This is a genomic window from Methyloglobulus morosus KoM1, assembly GCF_000496735.2.
GTDB classification, from domain to species: Bacteria; Pseudomonadota; Gammaproteobacteria; order Methylococcales; family Methylomonadaceae; genus Methyloglobulus; species Methyloglobulus morosus.
This window is the reverse complement of the sequence record NZ_AYLO01000074.1, coordinates 20,150-36,191: the sequence shown is the minus strand read 5'-3', so window position 1 is coordinate 36,191 and position 16,042 is coordinate 20,150. Positions and strand designations below refer to the sequence as shown.

Annotated in this window: 15 protein-coding genes; 1 reads left to right on the top strand and 14 read right to left on the bottom strand. The window is 47.9% G+C overall.

Annotation, left to right across the window (positions count from 1 at the left end; all coding sequences use genetic code 11):
* Positions 1-5: 5 nt before the first annotated feature.
* On the bottom strand, positions 6-206 hold the full coding sequence (locus tag MGMO_RS10090) for a cold-shock protein (protein ID WP_023494952.1): 201 nt from the start codon (positions 204-206) through the stop codon (positions 6-8).
* Positions 207-523: 317 nt separating this feature from the next.
* Here MGMO_RS10090 and MGMO_RS10085 point away from each other — a divergent pair, with 317 nt between their 5' ends.
* Positions 524-997, top strand: coding sequence for a DciA family protein (locus MGMO_RS10085; protein ID WP_023494951.1), 474 nt, complete (start codon positions 524-526; stop codon positions 995-997).
* A gap of 12 nt (positions 998-1,009) precedes the next feature.
* Here MGMO_RS10085 and lpxC read toward each other — a convergent pair whose 3' ends face one another.
* The 13 genes from lpxC to MGMO_RS10020 form a co-directional block, all read right to left on the bottom strand.
* Positions 1,010-1,933 carry a UDP-3-O-acyl-N-acetylglucosamine deacetylase gene (gene lpxC, locus MGMO_RS10080; protein ID WP_036307424.1) on the bottom strand — a complete coding sequence of 308 codons (924 nt, stop codon included), beginning with the start codon at positions 1,931-1,933 and terminating at the stop codon, positions 1,010-1,012.
* 83 nt (positions 1,934-2,016) lie between these two features.
* Positions 2,017-3,177, bottom strand: a complete 1,161-nt coding sequence (gene ftsZ, locus MGMO_RS10075) for a cell division protein FtsZ (RefSeq protein WP_023494949.1) — start codon at positions 3,175-3,177, stop codon at positions 2,017-2,019.
* A 33-nt stretch (positions 3,178-3,210) separates the two neighbouring features.
* Complete coding sequence (gene ftsA / locus MGMO_RS10070; RefSeq protein ID WP_023494948.1) at positions 3,211-4,437, bottom strand: cell division protein FtsA; 1,227 nt, start codon at positions 4,435-4,437, stop codon at positions 3,211-3,213.
* Positions 4,438-4,471: 34 nt separating this feature from the next.
* Positions 4,472-5,212: a cell division protein FtsQ/DivIB gene (locus MGMO_RS10065; protein ID WP_023494947.1), complete on the bottom strand. Its 741-nt coding sequence runs from the start codon at positions 5,210-5,212 to the stop codon at positions 4,472-4,474.
* A gap of 6 nt (positions 5,213-5,218) precedes the next feature.
* Positions 5,219-6,139 carry a D-alanine--D-alanine ligase gene (locus MGMO_RS10060; RefSeq protein ID WP_023494946.1) on the bottom strand — a complete coding sequence of 307 codons (921 nt, stop codon included), beginning with the start codon at positions 6,137-6,139 and terminating at the stop codon, positions 5,219-5,221.
* Positions 6,136-7,026: a UDP-N-acetylmuramate dehydrogenase gene (murB, locus tag MGMO_RS10055; protein ID WP_152976337.1), complete on the bottom strand. Its 891-nt coding sequence runs from the start codon at positions 7,024-7,026 to the stop codon at positions 6,136-6,138. Before murB ends, MGMO_RS10060 begins: the two co-directional genes overlap by 4 nt.
* Positions 7,013-8,470, bottom strand: a complete 1,458-nt coding sequence (murC, locus tag MGMO_RS10050) for a UDP-N-acetylmuramate--L-alanine ligase (RefSeq protein ID WP_023494944.1) — start codon at positions 8,468-8,470, stop codon at positions 7,013-7,015. The genes murB and murC overlap by 14 nt, the downstream gene beginning before the upstream one ends.
* Positions 8,467-9,522, bottom strand: coding sequence for an undecaprenyldiphospho-muramoylpentapeptide beta-N-acetylglucosaminyltransferase (murG, locus tag MGMO_RS10045; protein WP_023494943.1), 1,056 nt, complete (start codon positions 9,520-9,522; stop codon positions 8,467-8,469). The genes murC and murG overlap by 4 nt, the downstream gene beginning before the upstream one ends.
* The gene (gene ftsW, locus MGMO_RS10040; RefSeq protein ID WP_023494942.1) at positions 9,507-10,682 is read right to left on the bottom strand and encodes a putative lipid II flippase FtsW; all 1,176 of its coding nucleotides are present in this window, start codon (positions 10,680-10,682) and stop codon (positions 9,507-9,509) included. Before ftsW ends, murG begins: the two co-directional genes overlap by 16 nt.
* Complete coding sequence (gene murD / locus MGMO_RS10035) at positions 10,679-12,106, bottom strand: UDP-N-acetylmuramoyl-L-alanine--D-glutamate ligase (RefSeq protein ID WP_023494941.1); 1,428 nt, start codon at positions 12,104-12,106, stop codon at positions 10,679-10,681. Before murD ends, ftsW begins: the two co-directional genes overlap by 4 nt.
* A complete protein-coding gene (mraY, locus tag MGMO_RS10030) occupies positions 12,103-13,185 on the bottom strand; it encodes a phospho-N-acetylmuramoyl-pentapeptide-transferase (protein WP_023494940.1) in 1,083 nt (360 codons plus the stop codon). The genes murD and mraY overlap by 4 nt, the downstream gene beginning before the upstream one ends.
* Positions 13,186-13,188: 3 nt before the next feature.
* Positions 13,189-14,550, bottom strand: a complete 1,362-nt coding sequence (locus MGMO_RS10025) for a UDP-N-acetylmuramoyl-tripeptide--D-alanyl-D-alanine ligase (protein ID WP_023494939.1) — start codon at positions 14,548-14,550, stop codon at positions 13,189-13,191.
* Positions 14,550-16,040 (bottom strand): UDP-N-acetylmuramoyl-L-alanyl-D-glutamate--2,6-diaminopimelate ligase, encoded by a 1,491-nt coding sequence (locus MGMO_RS10020; RefSeq protein WP_321163122.1) that lies wholly within the window; start codon positions 16,038-16,040, stop codon positions 14,550-14,552. Before MGMO_RS10020 ends, MGMO_RS10025 begins: the two co-directional genes overlap by 1 nt.
* Positions 16,041-16,042: the final 2 nt, after the last annotated feature.

Here is a 16,042-nt window from a genome sequence, read left to right as displayed (position 1 = left end):
TCTTATTAAGCGAGGGTAACTTCTTCAGCCTGTGGGCCTTTTTGGCCCTGGGTGATGGTGAATTTAACCTTTTGGCCTTCATCTAGGGATTTAAAGCCATTACCGCTGATATTGCGGTAGTGGACGAAAACGTCTGGGCCGCTTTCTTGTTGAATAAAACCAAAACCTTTCTCTGCGTTAAACCATTTAACAGTACCGATAGTCATATGTAATCCTATGTGTATAAAATGAAATGCCCGTGTGGGCGGATGGAGCGGGAAATATGAAAATTACTTAATGATAAACAGGACGAGTGATACTGATAATTCGTAGAGATAAGCATAGCGGTAAATCATTTTCTAGCTGAAAATATAATATAGAAGTAAAGGCATGATGTCAATGTAAACTATTGCCATTATTCAAAAACTCATTTTAGGTATAGAAATTTCTTATTAATTTAGTTGCAACTAGGTAGGATTTTGTCATCCCTAATCAAATCTGCTGATGGTTTTGACCCATTTGCCTATGATTCCTAACATAATTTATGATTCGCACCAATACCATACCTCAAAGACCGCAACCACTTAAGCCTATTTTGTCTTTCCCAAACAGGACAATTGCACAGCTTTGCCTACAAATCAATCAGCAATTAGCCGTATTGGGACGGATTAGGGCGGCTTTACCGAAAGAGCTGGCCATTCATGCGTTACATTGTGTATGCAACAATAAGAAACTGATTATCTACACGGATTCTGCCAACTGGGCTTCCCAGTTACGCTTTTATGGCGAAACCATACTTGCTGCATTTGAATCTACCGCCGCGAAACCTGTAACCCTGTTACAGATTAAAATTATTGATGGGCTAGTTCCTGAAAAAACCAGCCCCAAAAATAAGGCGCTTATCCCTAACGAAAATGTAGCTTATGAAATCCGTAGACTAAGCCTCAGAACCACAGATACTGAGCTAAGCCAAGCACTTGACAAGCTCAGTAAGACTTTGATTCGAATACAACCCTGAAAAAGCCAGTCTTTAGGCAGCCGTCCTGGGTGATTCCGCAGACTGCATAAAAGAAATGGGAGCCTGCCCTTCATCATCAAACGTGATCTTTTCCCAAGCATCGGTATCGGCCAATAAAGTCCTAAGCAACTTGTTATTCAAGCCGTGACCCGACTTGTAGCCGGTGAACTGCCCTATCAGACTGTGCCCCAACAAGTAAAGGTCGCCAATGGCATCAAGTATCTTGTGCTTAACGAATTCATCCGCATAGCGCAAGCCGTCTTCATTAAGGACCTTGGCATCATCCACTACGATGGCATTGTCAAGACTGCCGCCTAGGGCAAGGTTATTTTTCCTTAACATCTCAATATCCCGCATAAAACCAAAAGTCCTTGCTCGACTGACTTCTTTTACGAAGGTCGTTGAGGAAAAATCCATCGTAGCGGTTTTGACATTCTCCTGAAAAGCAGGATGTTCAAAATCAATGGTGAAGGTCACCTTAAAGCCATCGAATGGTTCAAATGCCGCCCATTTGTCACCATCCTCGACCATCACCTTATGCTTAATGCGGATGTATTGCTTGGGGCAATCTTGCTCTTCGACCCCTGCTGACTGGAGTAAAAATACAAAAGGTCCGGCACTGCCATCCATAATAGGGACTTCGGCGGCACTGACATCAATTATCGCGTTGTCAATGCCCAGCCCCGCAAAAGCAGAAAGCAAATGCTCGATAGTAGAAATTTTTGTGGAACCGGAAACCAAAGTCGTCGATAACACGGTTTCGCCCACATTTCCTGGCGTTGCCTGGATCGTGACCGGAAATTCCAAATCCACTCGACGAAACCGGATACCCGTATTCGGCTCAGCCGGACGCAAGGTCAAATAGACCTTATCGCCCGTATGTAGCCCGACACCTGTTGCCCTGATCGTATTTTTTAAAGTTCGCTGTTTAATCATATTGTTAGCCATGTCCTAGTGAAGGCGATGAAGCCATTTTAGCACAAACTGACCTTAATTATGGGTTAAGGTCGCCATATAATTCAATCAGCCTGTCTTCTCAGAAAAGCTGGAATGTCAAGATAATCCAAATCCATTTCTTTTTTGGGTTGCGCCCCAAAACGGGTTTCCCGAATTTCTGGACGATTCTGCCGCATGACGGTTGGCTTATCCAGCACGCCATAGTTTATTTCTCCGGCTGCAGCTTTTTGCATCAGCCTGTCGGCTGGCCTTATGACTTGAGCTCGAGGCAAACCCATTCCCGTAGCAACGACCGTAACCTTGATTTCATCACCCAAGGATGAATCAATGGCGGTACCAATTTTAATGACGGCATCCTCTGAGGAGAATTGGTGGACGATATTACCGACTTCATCAAATTCGGCGATACCCATGTCAGCCGCAGAAATATTGACCAAAATACCCCGCGCGCCTTGCAAGTTAATGTCTTCGAGTAACGGACAGGCGATGGCCTTTTCCGCCGCTTGCCGTGCGCGATTTTCGCCCTTGGCTACGCCTGTACCCATAATGGCCGCGCCCATCCCCGCCATGACGGTACGCACGTCGGCAAAATCGACGTTGATTAAGCCGGGATGGACAATCAGGTCGGTAATACCTTGGACGGCATCCAACAACACGTCATTTGCCGCTTTAAACGCATTCAGCAAGGAAGCGTTTTTGCCCAATACCGGCAATAATTTTTCGTTAGGGATCGTGATGACCGAATCCACGTATTTTTCAAGCTCGGCAATACCTTGTTCGGCAACTGCCATTTTCTTTTTACCCTCAAAAGAGAACGGTTTGGTGACCACAGCAACCGTCAAAATACCCATTTCCCTGGCGATTTCAGCAATCACCGGAATAGCGCCAGTGCCTGTACCGCCGCCCATACCTGCGGTTAGGAAAACCATATCGGCACCTGCAATAACTTCCTTGATACGTTCCTTATTCTCCACAGCGGCCTGCTTGCCTACATCGGGATTTGTTCCCGCACCCAAGCCTTTAGTCAGTTCAACACCCAGTTGGATAATGGTGCTGGTGTTCAATTTTCTAAGCGCTTGTGCATCGGTATTGGCACAAATGAATTCCACGCCTTCAATATGGCAATCGACCATGTGATTGACCGCATTGCCGCCACCGCCGCCCACACCGATAACCTTGATTACTGCATTTTCGCTACAACTGTCTATTAATTCATATTTCATGATTACACCCTCATAGTAAGACTTGACTAATGATTAAAAATTACCCTGAAACCAACTTTTCACTTTCGCAAAAAAACCCATATCCTCTGATTCAACACCCCTATTACCGCCTTGATGTTCCTTGCCGTACATCAATAACCCAACCCCAGTCGAATGGACTGGATTCTTCACCACTTCCGTCAATCCGCTGACATTTTGCGGCACTCCCATACGCACTGGCATGTGGAAAATTTCTTCCGCTAATTCGATCAATCCCGTCACCTTCGAGCTACCGCCAGTCAACACGATCCCTGCGGCAATCAATTCCTCGTAGCCACTGCGCCTTAGCTCCGATTGCACGAGCAACATCAACTCTTCGTACCGAGGCTCAATTATCTCGGCTAAATTTTGTGTGGAAATCTTTCGAGGCGGACGGTCACCAATACTGGGAACCTCAATTACCCCATCGACGCTAGCGAGTTGCGTTAGCGCACAAGCGTATTTACGCTTGATTTCCTCGGCACTGACGGTAGGTGTACGCAACGCCACGGCAATGTCATTAGTTACCTGGTCGCCAGCAATGGGAATAACGGCAGTGTGTTTAATCGCACCCTCCACAAAAATGGCTATATCGGTAGTGCCACCGCCAATATCTATTAAACAGACCCCTAAGTCTTTCTCGTCTTCGGTCAACACCGAATTGCAGGACGCCAATTGCTCCAGCACGATGTCTTCAACCTCCAGGCCACAACGCCGAATGCATTTGATGATGTTTTGCGATGCACTGACGCTGCCCGTCACCATGTGAACCCTGGCTTCCAGCCTTATGCCCGACATGCCGATAGGCTCCTTAATGCCGTCCTGAAGGTCGATGATGAATTCTTGTGGCAAGATGTGCAGGATTTTCTGGTCTGCGGGGACAGCAACGGCACGAGCGGAATCTATCACCCTATCAATATCGTACTGGGTGACTTCCTTGTCCTTGATAGCGACCACGCCATGCGAGTTTAGGCTGCGGATATGGCTACCCGCAATGCCTGCAAACACGGATTTAATCTGGCATCCTGCCATTAATTCGGCTTCTTCTATTGCGCGCTGGATGGATTGGACTGTCGATTCTAAATTGACGACGACGCCTTTCTTCAAGCCACGGGAGGCCGTTGAGCCTATACCGATAACTTCTATATGCCCTTCGCTAGATAATTCACCGACGATTGCAGCAACCTTGGAAGTACCTATGTCCAGCCCTACAATTAAATTTCGCTCTGTTTTTTTCGCCATATTATTTGCTCTGTGTCATCTTGATATTGACTATCTAATTGGTGTCCTGGGGATTTGATTTAACCCACTCTATCGGCTCACTATCTGGCTTCCATGACACGGCATAACCATTGGGATAACGCAAATCAACCACTTGCATTGCTGCGATTTTCTCTTGCCCCAAAACGGGGAAAGTCTGCAAGAACCGCTGTAATTTTTCTAATTGCCCGGTTCGCCCCAACAATATTTCCAACCCTGTCTTTAATTTAATTTTCCATGCTTCCCTGTCATTAACAGCAAACTCCGCCAGTTCCAAGGCTTGGTCGCTTAATGCCGTTTTTACGCCTTTCATAATCTCTAAGGTCTTGGCTTCTTGTTGCTTTGGGCCTTCGACCAAGAGCAATGACTTAAATTGATCCGCATTATTAGGCATAAACAGCTCGCCGTATTCAGTCAACAGGCCATTTTCTCCCCAACGTACATAAGCCTTGCGTTCATGCACCTTAATGTCGATGGTATCCGGCCAAACTCGCTCAACAGATACGCTTTTTACCCATGCCAACTTTGCAACGGTTGCATGTATGAGCTGCATATCCGCATCGAAAATACTGGCCGTCACCAACGGCAACAACGATGCTTTTAATTCATCCTTGCTAAGGTACTGAAAAACACCTTCCGTCCTCACATATCTTATAGGCAATGATTCAGTCACTTTGTCGCTTACAACCTGCTGCCGCAGCCCCCAAACCGCCAACACCAATAGCACCAATACCAAGAGTGTTTTTACAACTTGCATAACCCTCTACCGACAACTGGTTTCCAGGATTCTCCAAACCAAGTCATCAAATCCGATTCCCGCTTGTTTAGCTGCCATAGGAACCAGACTGTGGTCGGTCATGCCCGGCACGGTGTTGATTTCAATGAGTTGAGGTTGACCAGATTCATCAATGAACACATCAATCCTGCCCCACCCTTTAACGCCCACCACCTCGCTTGCCTGTACTGCCAACTGCTGTAGCGCTTGCTCTTGTCCATCACTTAATCCACTAGGGCAATGGTACTTAGTCGTGGTGGCGTTATATTTGGCTTCATAATCATAGAAGGCATTAGGCGTTTCCAATCGAATAACAGGCAATGCTTTGCCGTCGAGCACAGCCACCGTGTATTCCTTACCCACTACCCAAGATTCTGCATACACATCACAGTTAAATTCAGCAGCCACTTCTAAAGCCTTTGCCAATTCATCCCGGTTATTGGCTTTACTCATCCCTATGCTTGAGCCTTCCTGGGCGGGTTTGACGATGACAGGAAAGCCCAGCCTTTCAATGCAAGCATCAAGATCATCGGCACTTTTCAGCAAATACCATTTAGGCGTGGGCAGGCCATATCCTAGCCAGCATAATTTAGTCCGCATCTTGTCCATACTGAGCGCCGAAGCCAGCACACCACAACCGGTATAGGGAATCTTCATGACTTCAAGAACGGACTGCAATACGCCATCCTCGCCGCCTCGTCCATGAATGATGTTGAACACCCGGTCAACTTGATGTCCCGCCAATGCTGTAATCGGACTATCTGTTATATCTATAGCAATGGCATCCACACCTTTACGAATCAAGGCTTCAAACACTGCCGCCCCACTTCTCAGCGACACCTTTCTCTCAGCAGCCCAGCCGCCCATCAATACTGCAACACGGCCAAAATCTTCTGGTTTTGTTATCACGCTTTTTCCTCACCCACCATACAAACCTCGGTTTGCAATTCCACGCCATGCATGTATTGCACTTTTCTTTTCACATACTTAATAAGATTTTCAATATCGCTTGCCGTCGCATTGCCTGTGTTGACTATAAAATTCGCGTGCTTTTCAGACACGCATGCGCCACCGATACGGTATCCTTTAAGTTTTGTCACTTCGATTAACCTAGCGGCAAAATCGCCTTCTGGATTTTTGAAAACAGAACCGCAACTGGGTTGGTTGGTGGGCTGCGTTTTTGACCTAGCGTCCAATAGGCTTTTGATTTTTTGGATACTGGTTGCAGAATCACCGGGAGTAAGCGATAAATTTACCGACAAAAACCATTCATTGTTTACACTCTTTACTGAACGGTAATTGACCTCGAATTGCTTCGGGTCTCGTTGGGTAACGTCGCCCTTCGCATTCAACATTTCCACACTTTTTACGATGCGCCAGGTTTCGCCACCAAATGCACCGGCATTCATCCGTAAAGCACCGCCCATCGTCCCTGGGATACCCGCCAAAAACTCGGCATCCACCAAACCATTGTCCGCACAAAACCTCGCCACATGAGCGCAGGGGACACCCGCTTCCACATAAACCGACCCATCCTCCGCTAACTGCATTTCTTTTAAGCGGCCTTTGGTATTAATCACGGTGCCTCGAATACCGCCATCCCTCACCAATAAATTACTGCCCAACCCCATCCAGAATACCGGTTCGTTTTCTGGCAGGGTTTTTATGAATTCACATAAATCGTCCTTATCAAACGGCAAGTAAAGTCGGTCTGCTGAGCCGCCTACACGCCAACTCGTGTATTTGATAAGCGGTTCATTCGACAACAAGCGACCTTTTAATTCAGCCATTACCATGCCCATCTACAACAGCCAATTCTTTTGCCAAAAGTTCCGGCAACTGCATAGCAATCTGGCCGACATTACCGGCCCCCACAGTTAAAATGACATCATCCTCTTTAACTATCCCAGCCAAGATGGGAGCCAGCTCCTCTCGATCTTCCACAAAGACAGGATCAACCTTGCCCCGTACGCGTATCGCACGACTTAACGCCCTACCGTCCGCACCCGGAATAATGCTTTCCCCTGCGGAATACACATCCATCAATATCAAGACATCGACAGTGGAAAGGACATGCACAAAATCTTCAAATAAATCGCGGGTGCGTGAATATCGATGCGGCTGGAACACAATAACCGATCGCCGGTCAGGCCATGCTTGGCGCAAGGCCTCCAAGGTTGCGGCAATCTCGCGGGGATGATGCCCGTAGTCATCGACAAATGTCAGCTTGCCGTTACTGAACGGCAAGTCACCGTTGATTTGAAAACGCCTGCCGACCCCCCTGAATGAGGCCAAACTTTTAATGATGGCCTCATCGGCGACTTCCAACTCGGTTGCCACCGCAATAGCCGCAAGCGCATTGAGCATGTTATGCCAACCCGGCATATTCAAAGTAACTTGCAATGGATTCGGCTTGCCTTTGCGGCTCACGGTGAATGATGTGTGCATTCCTGATTGCTTTACATTTTCCGCCCGGACATCGGCATCCTGATGCACACCATAAGTCGTCACGGGTTTGGATATTTCCGGCAGCACTTCCCGCACACCTTCATCGTCGATACACAAAACGGCAAGTCCGTAGAAAGGCAAATGATGCAGGAACTCGATGAAAGTATCTTTCAGGCGCTGGTAATTGTTTTGGTAGGTCGCCATGTGGTCTTGGTCGATATTGGTGACTATCGCCATCATTGGCTGCAAATATAAGAACGAGGCATCACTCTCGTCCGCTTCTGCGACGAGATAATTTCCCAAGCCCAACTTGGCATTAACGCCCGCACTATTTAAACGCCCGCCAATCACGTAAGTGGGATCCAAGCCGCCTTCGGCAAGCATGGAAACCGTCAAGCTGGTCGTTGTGGTTTTTCCATGGGTACCGGCAACTGCAATACCAAAGCGGAAGCGCATCAATTCTGCCAACATCTCGGCACGAGGGATGACGGGAATCCGATTAAGGTAAGCTTCATCGACTTCATCATTGGTACGGTCTATTGCGCTGGAAACGACCACGACATCGGCTTGTTTAATATTGTCACGTTGATGGCCTATCGCGACTTTTACACCTAGTTGAACCAGCCGTTGGGTAACGGTGCTTTCTTTGATATCCGATCCCGATACGGTGTAACCCAGGTTATGCAAAACTTCCGCGATACCGCACATACCGGTCCCGCCAATTCCGACAAAATGTATCCATTTGATATTGCCGAATTCGCGGTTCGGTTCTGGTGTGATAGATGCAATCATCTGCCAACCTCATCCATACAAAACCTTGCAACCGACTCGGTAGCATCCAACCGTGCACACTGTTTTGCAGCCTTGGCCATGCCTTCAAGTTGTTGTTGGGCTAAGGTTATCTGTTCGATCAGGTTCTTTGCGTTCAATTCTTTTTGTGGCAATATCAATCCTGCCCCTGCATCAGCCAAATAACGCGCATTCGCCATTTGGTGGTCGTCTATCGCATGGGGTAATGGGATTAAAATCGCTGGCAAACGCATTGCAGCAACCTCACTTACGGTCATTGCGCCAGCGCGGCAAACAATGATGTCTGCCCACCGATAAGCCGATACCATATCCTTTATAAATGCCGTCGCTTCTGCCTTAATGCCCAGTTCTTGATAGCGCTTAGCGACTTGCTCTTGCATGGCAACGCCGGTTTGGTGTTTTACTTCCAATCCTTTTAAGTTTGCCAGCGCATCGGGAATGACTTCATTCAACACTTGCGCGCCTTGGCTACCACCTAAAATTAATAGCCGTAGGTGGCTTCCTCGTTCGGTTTTTGTTTCGTGCGCAATCGCTTCAAACTCCTTACGTAATGGGTTACCCGTACACTTGGCGTTGGTTGCTTTTTTGAAACTATTCGGAAAGGCTTCCAGAACTTGATTCGCGATCTTTGCCAATAGCCGATTGGTTGTACCCGGTATACGATTCTGTTCGTGGATAACTAAAGGTAGGCCCAAAACTTTTGCCATCAACCCTCCCGGCCCAGCCACAAAACCACCCATGCCCAACACGACATCGGGCCGACGGCGACGTAAGATAACGAGCGCTTGCCCACACGCTTTGACGAGTTTGAAGCCTGATAAAAGCTTGCACAGTAGGCCTTTCCCCCTTACCCCCGCGACTGACAGCCAGTCTATTTCAATACCGTTTTCGGGTACGACTTTACTTTCCAATCCCTTGTGCGTACCCAGCCAACTGACATCCCAACCATGGTCAATAAACCATAACGCAACCGCCAACGCGGGGAACACATGCCCACCTGTGCCGCCTGCCATGATAACTATGCGCTTGCCCATGTCGGCCTCGCTTGCGTAGCTTGGGCATCGAGTGCGGCGGTTTCGCTATGCACCCTAAACAATAGCGAAACGGCGCAGCACATAACCATCATACTGCTACCGCCATAACTCATTAAAGGCAAAGTCAAGCCCTTGGTAGGCAAAATGCCCATGTTGACACCCATATTGACGAACGACTGAAAGCCCAACCAAATACCCAGCCCATAAGCAACGAAAGCCGAAAACCGTTGCCCTGCCTGTTCTGCCGCTTTTGCCACGGCGAATGTCCGCCATATCAATAAGGCGAACAATGCGATTACTGTTGTCACACCGAGCAAACCCAACTCTTCCCCGATAACCGAAAACAAAAAGTCTGTGTGTGCTTCCGGTAAATAAAACAATTTTTGAATTCCGCTACCAAGCCCGACACCCAGCGTTTCGCCGCGTCCAAAAGAGATGAGCGCTTGGGAAAGTTGGTATCCTGACTTTAAATAATCATCAAAAGGTTTAAGGAAGCTAAGCACCCTTGCCATCCGATACGGCGCAACAATAACCAAGGATGCCGCCAACCCGAAAAGCAATGACAGCAAGATAATGAACTGTTTCAATCGAGCCCCGCCCAGAAACATCATGCCCATGGCGATCATAAGAATGACGACGGCCGAGCCAAAATCGGGCTCCAGCAGTAACAGGACGCAAGCGACAGCGAACAACAACAAGGGCTTGATAATCCCAAAAGCCGAGCCTTGCAGATGATCCTGATGCCGTGTTACGTAACTCGCCATATAAATCACCGAAAAAAACTTCACCACCTCGGACACTTGTATACGGAGCCCAGCCACCGACAACCAACGGATACTGCCGTTGACCTTTACCCCAAGGCCCGGAATTAGCACGATTACCAGCAGGAACAACCCGCCAATGAATAACCCAGGCGCTATTTTTTCCCAACTTTCCAAGGGAGTTTTAGCAACACCTACGGCTAAAACAAGCCCTAAAACAATATGTACCAATTGTCTGATTGGATAATAAAAACTATCTTGTTTCTGTTCCACGCCCAAATGCAAAGACGAGGATACCACCATGATAAAGCCGATGAATAACAAGCTAACTGTTATCGCAACCAATAAAGGGTCCAAGTAAAATTTTTGTTTCCGTGACGTGATAGATTGCCTGTTCATGCGTTCAACCTGGACGATGGGAATGCCGTCATCCTGCAAGCACGGTTTAAGCTAACCAAATCCAGTACCGCTTTAGTAAACTGGTCGCCTCGGTCCTGGTAATTTTTGTACTGGTCGAGACTGGCGCAGGCGGGGGAAAGCAATACACTATCGCCCGCCTGCGCTAAGCTTGCAGCAATACTTACGGCTTGCTGCATGTTTAAGACCGTATGCACGGGCACGCAGCCGTTGATGGCTTTTTCAATTTGTCCCGCATCTTTTCCCATTAACACAACAGCTTTCGCTTTTTCCTTGACCGCAGGAATCAAATCAGCCATGTCCGCACCTTTCGAGTCGCCGCCAGCGATTAGGATGACTTTCTCTTCATAGCCTTGCAATGCCGCAACACAAGCACCGATGTTGGTTGCTTTGGAATCATTCACCCACACAACACCACAGATTTCAGCTACGCGTTGCATCCTGTGCGCCAACCCTTTGAACCCTTTAAGGGCTTTGCACATAGCTTGTTCGTCCAAACCAACTGTCGTCCCTAATGCTAACGCGGCCAGGGCGTTTGCGGCATTGTGTCGACCTTCAAGAGGCAATTCCGATAAGGGCATTAAGGGGTTATTTCCATGCATTAAGCACTCGATGCCGTTCTCTTTCCCGATCCAAAAATCAGCGATAGCCTGTATTGAAAAAGTAAGCGTATTTCTACCCGTTTCCTGCATTGCGACGACTATCGGGTCATCGGCGTTAATAACCATAAACCCATCGCCCATAAAGACCCGTTGCTTTTGTTCCGCGTAATCAGCTAGGTCTACGTGCCTGTCCAAATGGTCGGCGGTGACATTCAATACCGTTGCGGCAGTGGCGTTTAATTGGCTGGTCCGTTCCAACTGAAAGCTGGAAAGCTCCAGTACATACAATTCTGCTTGTTGTTCCAACAAATCTAATGCGGGCACCCCTAAGTTTCCGCCCACACCTACTTTCTTTCCTGCCGCACTCGCCATTTCACCGAGCATGGTGGTCACTGTGCTTTTGCCGTTGGAGCCGGTTATTGCAACAACGGGCTCGTCCATAGAACAGGCAAACAAGTCAATATCACCGATAATTTGAACATCTTTACTAATGGCCTCCGTTATAGCTTTTTCAGTTAAGGGGACACCAGGGCTCACGACTAGATGGCTCGCATTATTGAATAGCTCACTGTCAAACGCGCCGGAAACCACCGTTATATTTCCCAATTCTTTTTGTAATTGACCTTTACCGGACGGTTGCTCTCGGCTATCAGCAATAACAAAATCAAACCCTAATCCCGACAAGAAACGCGCCACTGAAAGTCCTGTGACCCCAAGGCCCACGACCACGATTTTTGACGTAACCGTATCCAGACCTAAATTAGCCTTTAAACGAACTTTAACGGTTTCTTGATCCAATTTCATCTCAGCTTTAACGTCGCCAAACCGACCAATACCAGGATGAAAGTAATAATCCAGAAGCGGACGATCACCCGTGGCTCGGGCCAGCCTTTCAGTTCAAAATGATGATGGATGGGTGCCATCTTAAATACTCGCTTGCCGGTCATTTTGTAGGATGCCACCTGGATCATGACAGATAAGGTTTCCATGACGAATACTCCACCCATGATAATCAAGACAATCTCCTGCCTGACCAATACCGCCAAAACACCTAATGCGCCACCCAAGGCCAATGCACCGACATCACCCATGAATACCATTGCAGGATAAGTGTTAAACCATAAGAAGCCCAATCCTGCCCCTATCAATGCCGCACAAAAAACGATCAATTCACCCGCGTTGGGCAGGTAAGGGATAGCTAAATATTCCGAGAAACCGACGTGGCCTGAAAGGTAAGCAAAAATACCCAGCCCCGCTGCCACCATGACGGTCGGCATGATCGCCAGACCATCCAGCCCATCGGTCAAATTGACGGCATTGCTGGTGCCGACGATGACAAAGTAACTGAGGATGACGTACATGAAGCCCATATCAAGCATGACATCCTTAAAGAACGGCACAAAGAATTGGGTTTCTGCCGGAACAACAGCCGTTTGGTAAAGGAATACGACGGCCAAAAATCCGATGATGGATTGCCATAAATACTTGGCTTTTGCCGACAAGCCATCGCTATTTCGCTTGACGACCTTACGGTAATCATCGATAAATCCGATAATGCCGTAACCCAATGTCACCAGCAAAATCACCCAGATATAACGGTTGCCCAGATCCGCCCACATCAAGGTGCTAAAGGCGATGGCGATCAATATCAAGGTGCCGCCCATCGTGGGCGTTCCGGCTTTTTCGTAATGCGATTGCGGACCAAGTTCCCGTATGCTTTGACCGATTTTTTTGCGGGTCAATTTCCTTATCATGAAAGGGCCGATAAGAAACGATATGACCAGGGATGTCAGTGCGCCCAAAATGGCGCGGAAAGTCAGGTAATGAAATACCCTGAAACCGCCTTCGAAAGTCATTAAATAATCGGCAAGATAAAGTAGCATGGCTTAGACCCTAAAATTTTCTACCAAAGCGGCAACAATATTTTCCATGCGCTGTGTCCTGGATCCTTTGACCAAAATAGTCTCGTCGCCTTTTAGCTCCTCTTTCAAAGTGCCAATCATTTCCTCCTGGCTATCAAAAAAAGTGGCCCCTTTGCCAAAAACCCTGACGGTGTTTTTGGCATCGGAGCCCAGAGCCAACAGGCGCACAACACCCTTGGAGCTTAGTAATTGACCTATTTCTTCATGTATCTTTACGCTTTCCGAACCCAACTCGCCGAACGCACCCAGCACGACCCAATGTTTGCCTTTGCACAAAACTAAAACATCTAGCCCCGCTTTGAGGGAGGCCGAATTGGCATTGTAGGTATCGTCGATAACGATGCTGCCTAATCGACCGACCAAAGGCTGCATCCTACCTGTTACGGGCTTCACGCTTTCAAGCCCCGCCTTGATCTGCTCCAGGTCGAGGCCTAAGGCCAAACCCGCCGCCGTAGCTGCCAGTGCATTCAGCACATTGTGTTGCCCAGCCAATTTTAATTGCACTTTCATCATGGCTTTGGAAGTGACCAGATAGAAAGCCGTATGAAAGACATTGTCGATGATTTCTGTCTGGATATTTCGCGCGGAAATGTCGGCGCTTTCATTCAATCCAAACGACACTACCTTTCGGTCGCCCGCAATGGACAACCAATAATCAAAGTATTTGTCATCCTTATTGAGTACTGCCACACCATCAGGTTTCAAGGTTTCTATGATTTCGCCTTTACCTTTGGCAATCCCATCCAGGCTGCCGAAACCCTCAATATGCGCCGCTCCCGCGTTGTTCAGGATGACGACATCCGATTTTGCAATGGCACTGACATAAGCGATTTCTCCCAGATGGTTTGCGCCCATTTCAATCACGGCAAAACGGTGTCCTTCATTAAGGCGCAACAAGGTTAAAGGTACGCCAATGTCATTATTTAAATTGCCTTTGGTAAACAGCGTAGGGCCCGCCATAGCCAACACTGCCGCCGTCATTTCCTTCACGGTTGTCTTGCCGTTGCTGCCGGTAATACCGACCACTTTAGCTGTCGCCTTGTCACGCCAAGCACTCGCCAACTGCCCCAGAGCCAAACGTGTGTCATCCACTAAGATATGTGGTAAGTTTGAGGCAAATCCCTTATTCAAGATTGCCGCTGCCGCACCTGCCTGTTCTGCCTTATCGACAAATTCATTGCCGTCAAATTGATGTCCTTTGATAGCCATATAGAGATCGCCAGGCTGTATGGCTCGAGTGTCAATACTGACCGATGCAATTGCTACGTCGCTCCCGACGTGCGTTCCTTTTGTGATTTTTGCTATCTCACTGAGCATCATTTTCATTATGCCGCCAACCTTCTAAGTAGCGCTTGTTCTGCAACTTGTTTGTCGTTGAACGGATGTTGGATGCCGTTTATTTCCTGGTAGGCCTCATGCCCTTTACCTGCTATCACGATGCAGTCACGTTCGGCTGCATTGGCGATGGCGTATTCTATGGCTTGCTTTCTGTCTTGGATCAAAACCACTTTATTTGAACTGCAACCCGCCAGTATTTCTTTGGCAATCTCTATATTGTTTTCAAACCGTGGATTATCATCGGTGACAATCACGCGATCTGCCCATTGCTCTGCAATACTGCCCATTTGAGGACGCTTACCTGTATCGCGATTACCACCGCAACCAAACACTACCCACAATGCTTGGTTACAATGCTTACGCAAACTTGCCAATACGCGGTAAAGCGCATCGGGCGTATGGGCATAATCGACGAAGACATTCAACAAACCTGCTTGCGTGCCGCAACGCTCCAAACGGCCTGTCACTGGCACTATCGTTTGCAATTTTTTTGTTGTATCGGCTAATGGTTTACCCAACGCAAGCATCACACCCAAAACGCACAATAAATTTTCCACATTAAAATCACCAAAAAGCGGGGTCTTTACCTGCTGGACAAGCCCTTGCCAATACACAGTAAATTCAGTCCCTGTTTGTGTGTGCCGTATTGCATCAGCAATCACAGATTCACCCTGATTGATTCTTTTCCCCTTGGCGCTCACTCCCCAAATTGTTGCTGAATCCGGCACGGCGGCGATTATTTCGTCACTGCTCGCATCATCAAGGTTAACGACCGCAAATTGAATTCCAGGCATTTGGAGCAACTTCATCTTCGCATCAAGATAAGCCTTCATTGAGCCGTGATAATCCAAATGATCCCGGCTGACATTGGTATACACGGCACCTTTAAATTGCACGCCATTGACACGACCCTGTTCGAGCCCATGTGACGAGACCTCCATTGCCACAGTCTTCAAATTTAACCCGACGAACTCTGCCAATACCTGTTGCACTGTCAGGGCATCCGGAGTCGTATTAACGGTCTTGTTAAACTGACCCCATTTCCCCCAGCCCAATGTCCCGATAATGCCGCACCCATCCAACAACTGCCCTAAGAATTGGCTACAGGATGTTTTGCCATTTGTACCCGTTATACCTATGACATCTAAATCTTGGGAAGGATAGCCATAAAACCGTGCCGCCAACTCGCCCAAAACCAGCCCAAGTTTTTCAACCGCTATAAGCGGAATATCCGTTACCTTTTCCGCAAGTCGATAACCTTCACCAGAAGGATCAAACAATACTGAATTGGCACCTTTATTTTTGACTTGGCGTATATGCTCCAAGCCATGCTGTTTGGCTCCTGCCATCGCAATAAATAGGTTGCCCTTTTCAATAACCCTGCTGTCTAAGGCCAGGCCGCTTATCTCCAACACACCCGCTATGTTCGAATGTTCTTCTGACACCGAAACCAATCCTTTAAGTAATTCCGCAAGCATCA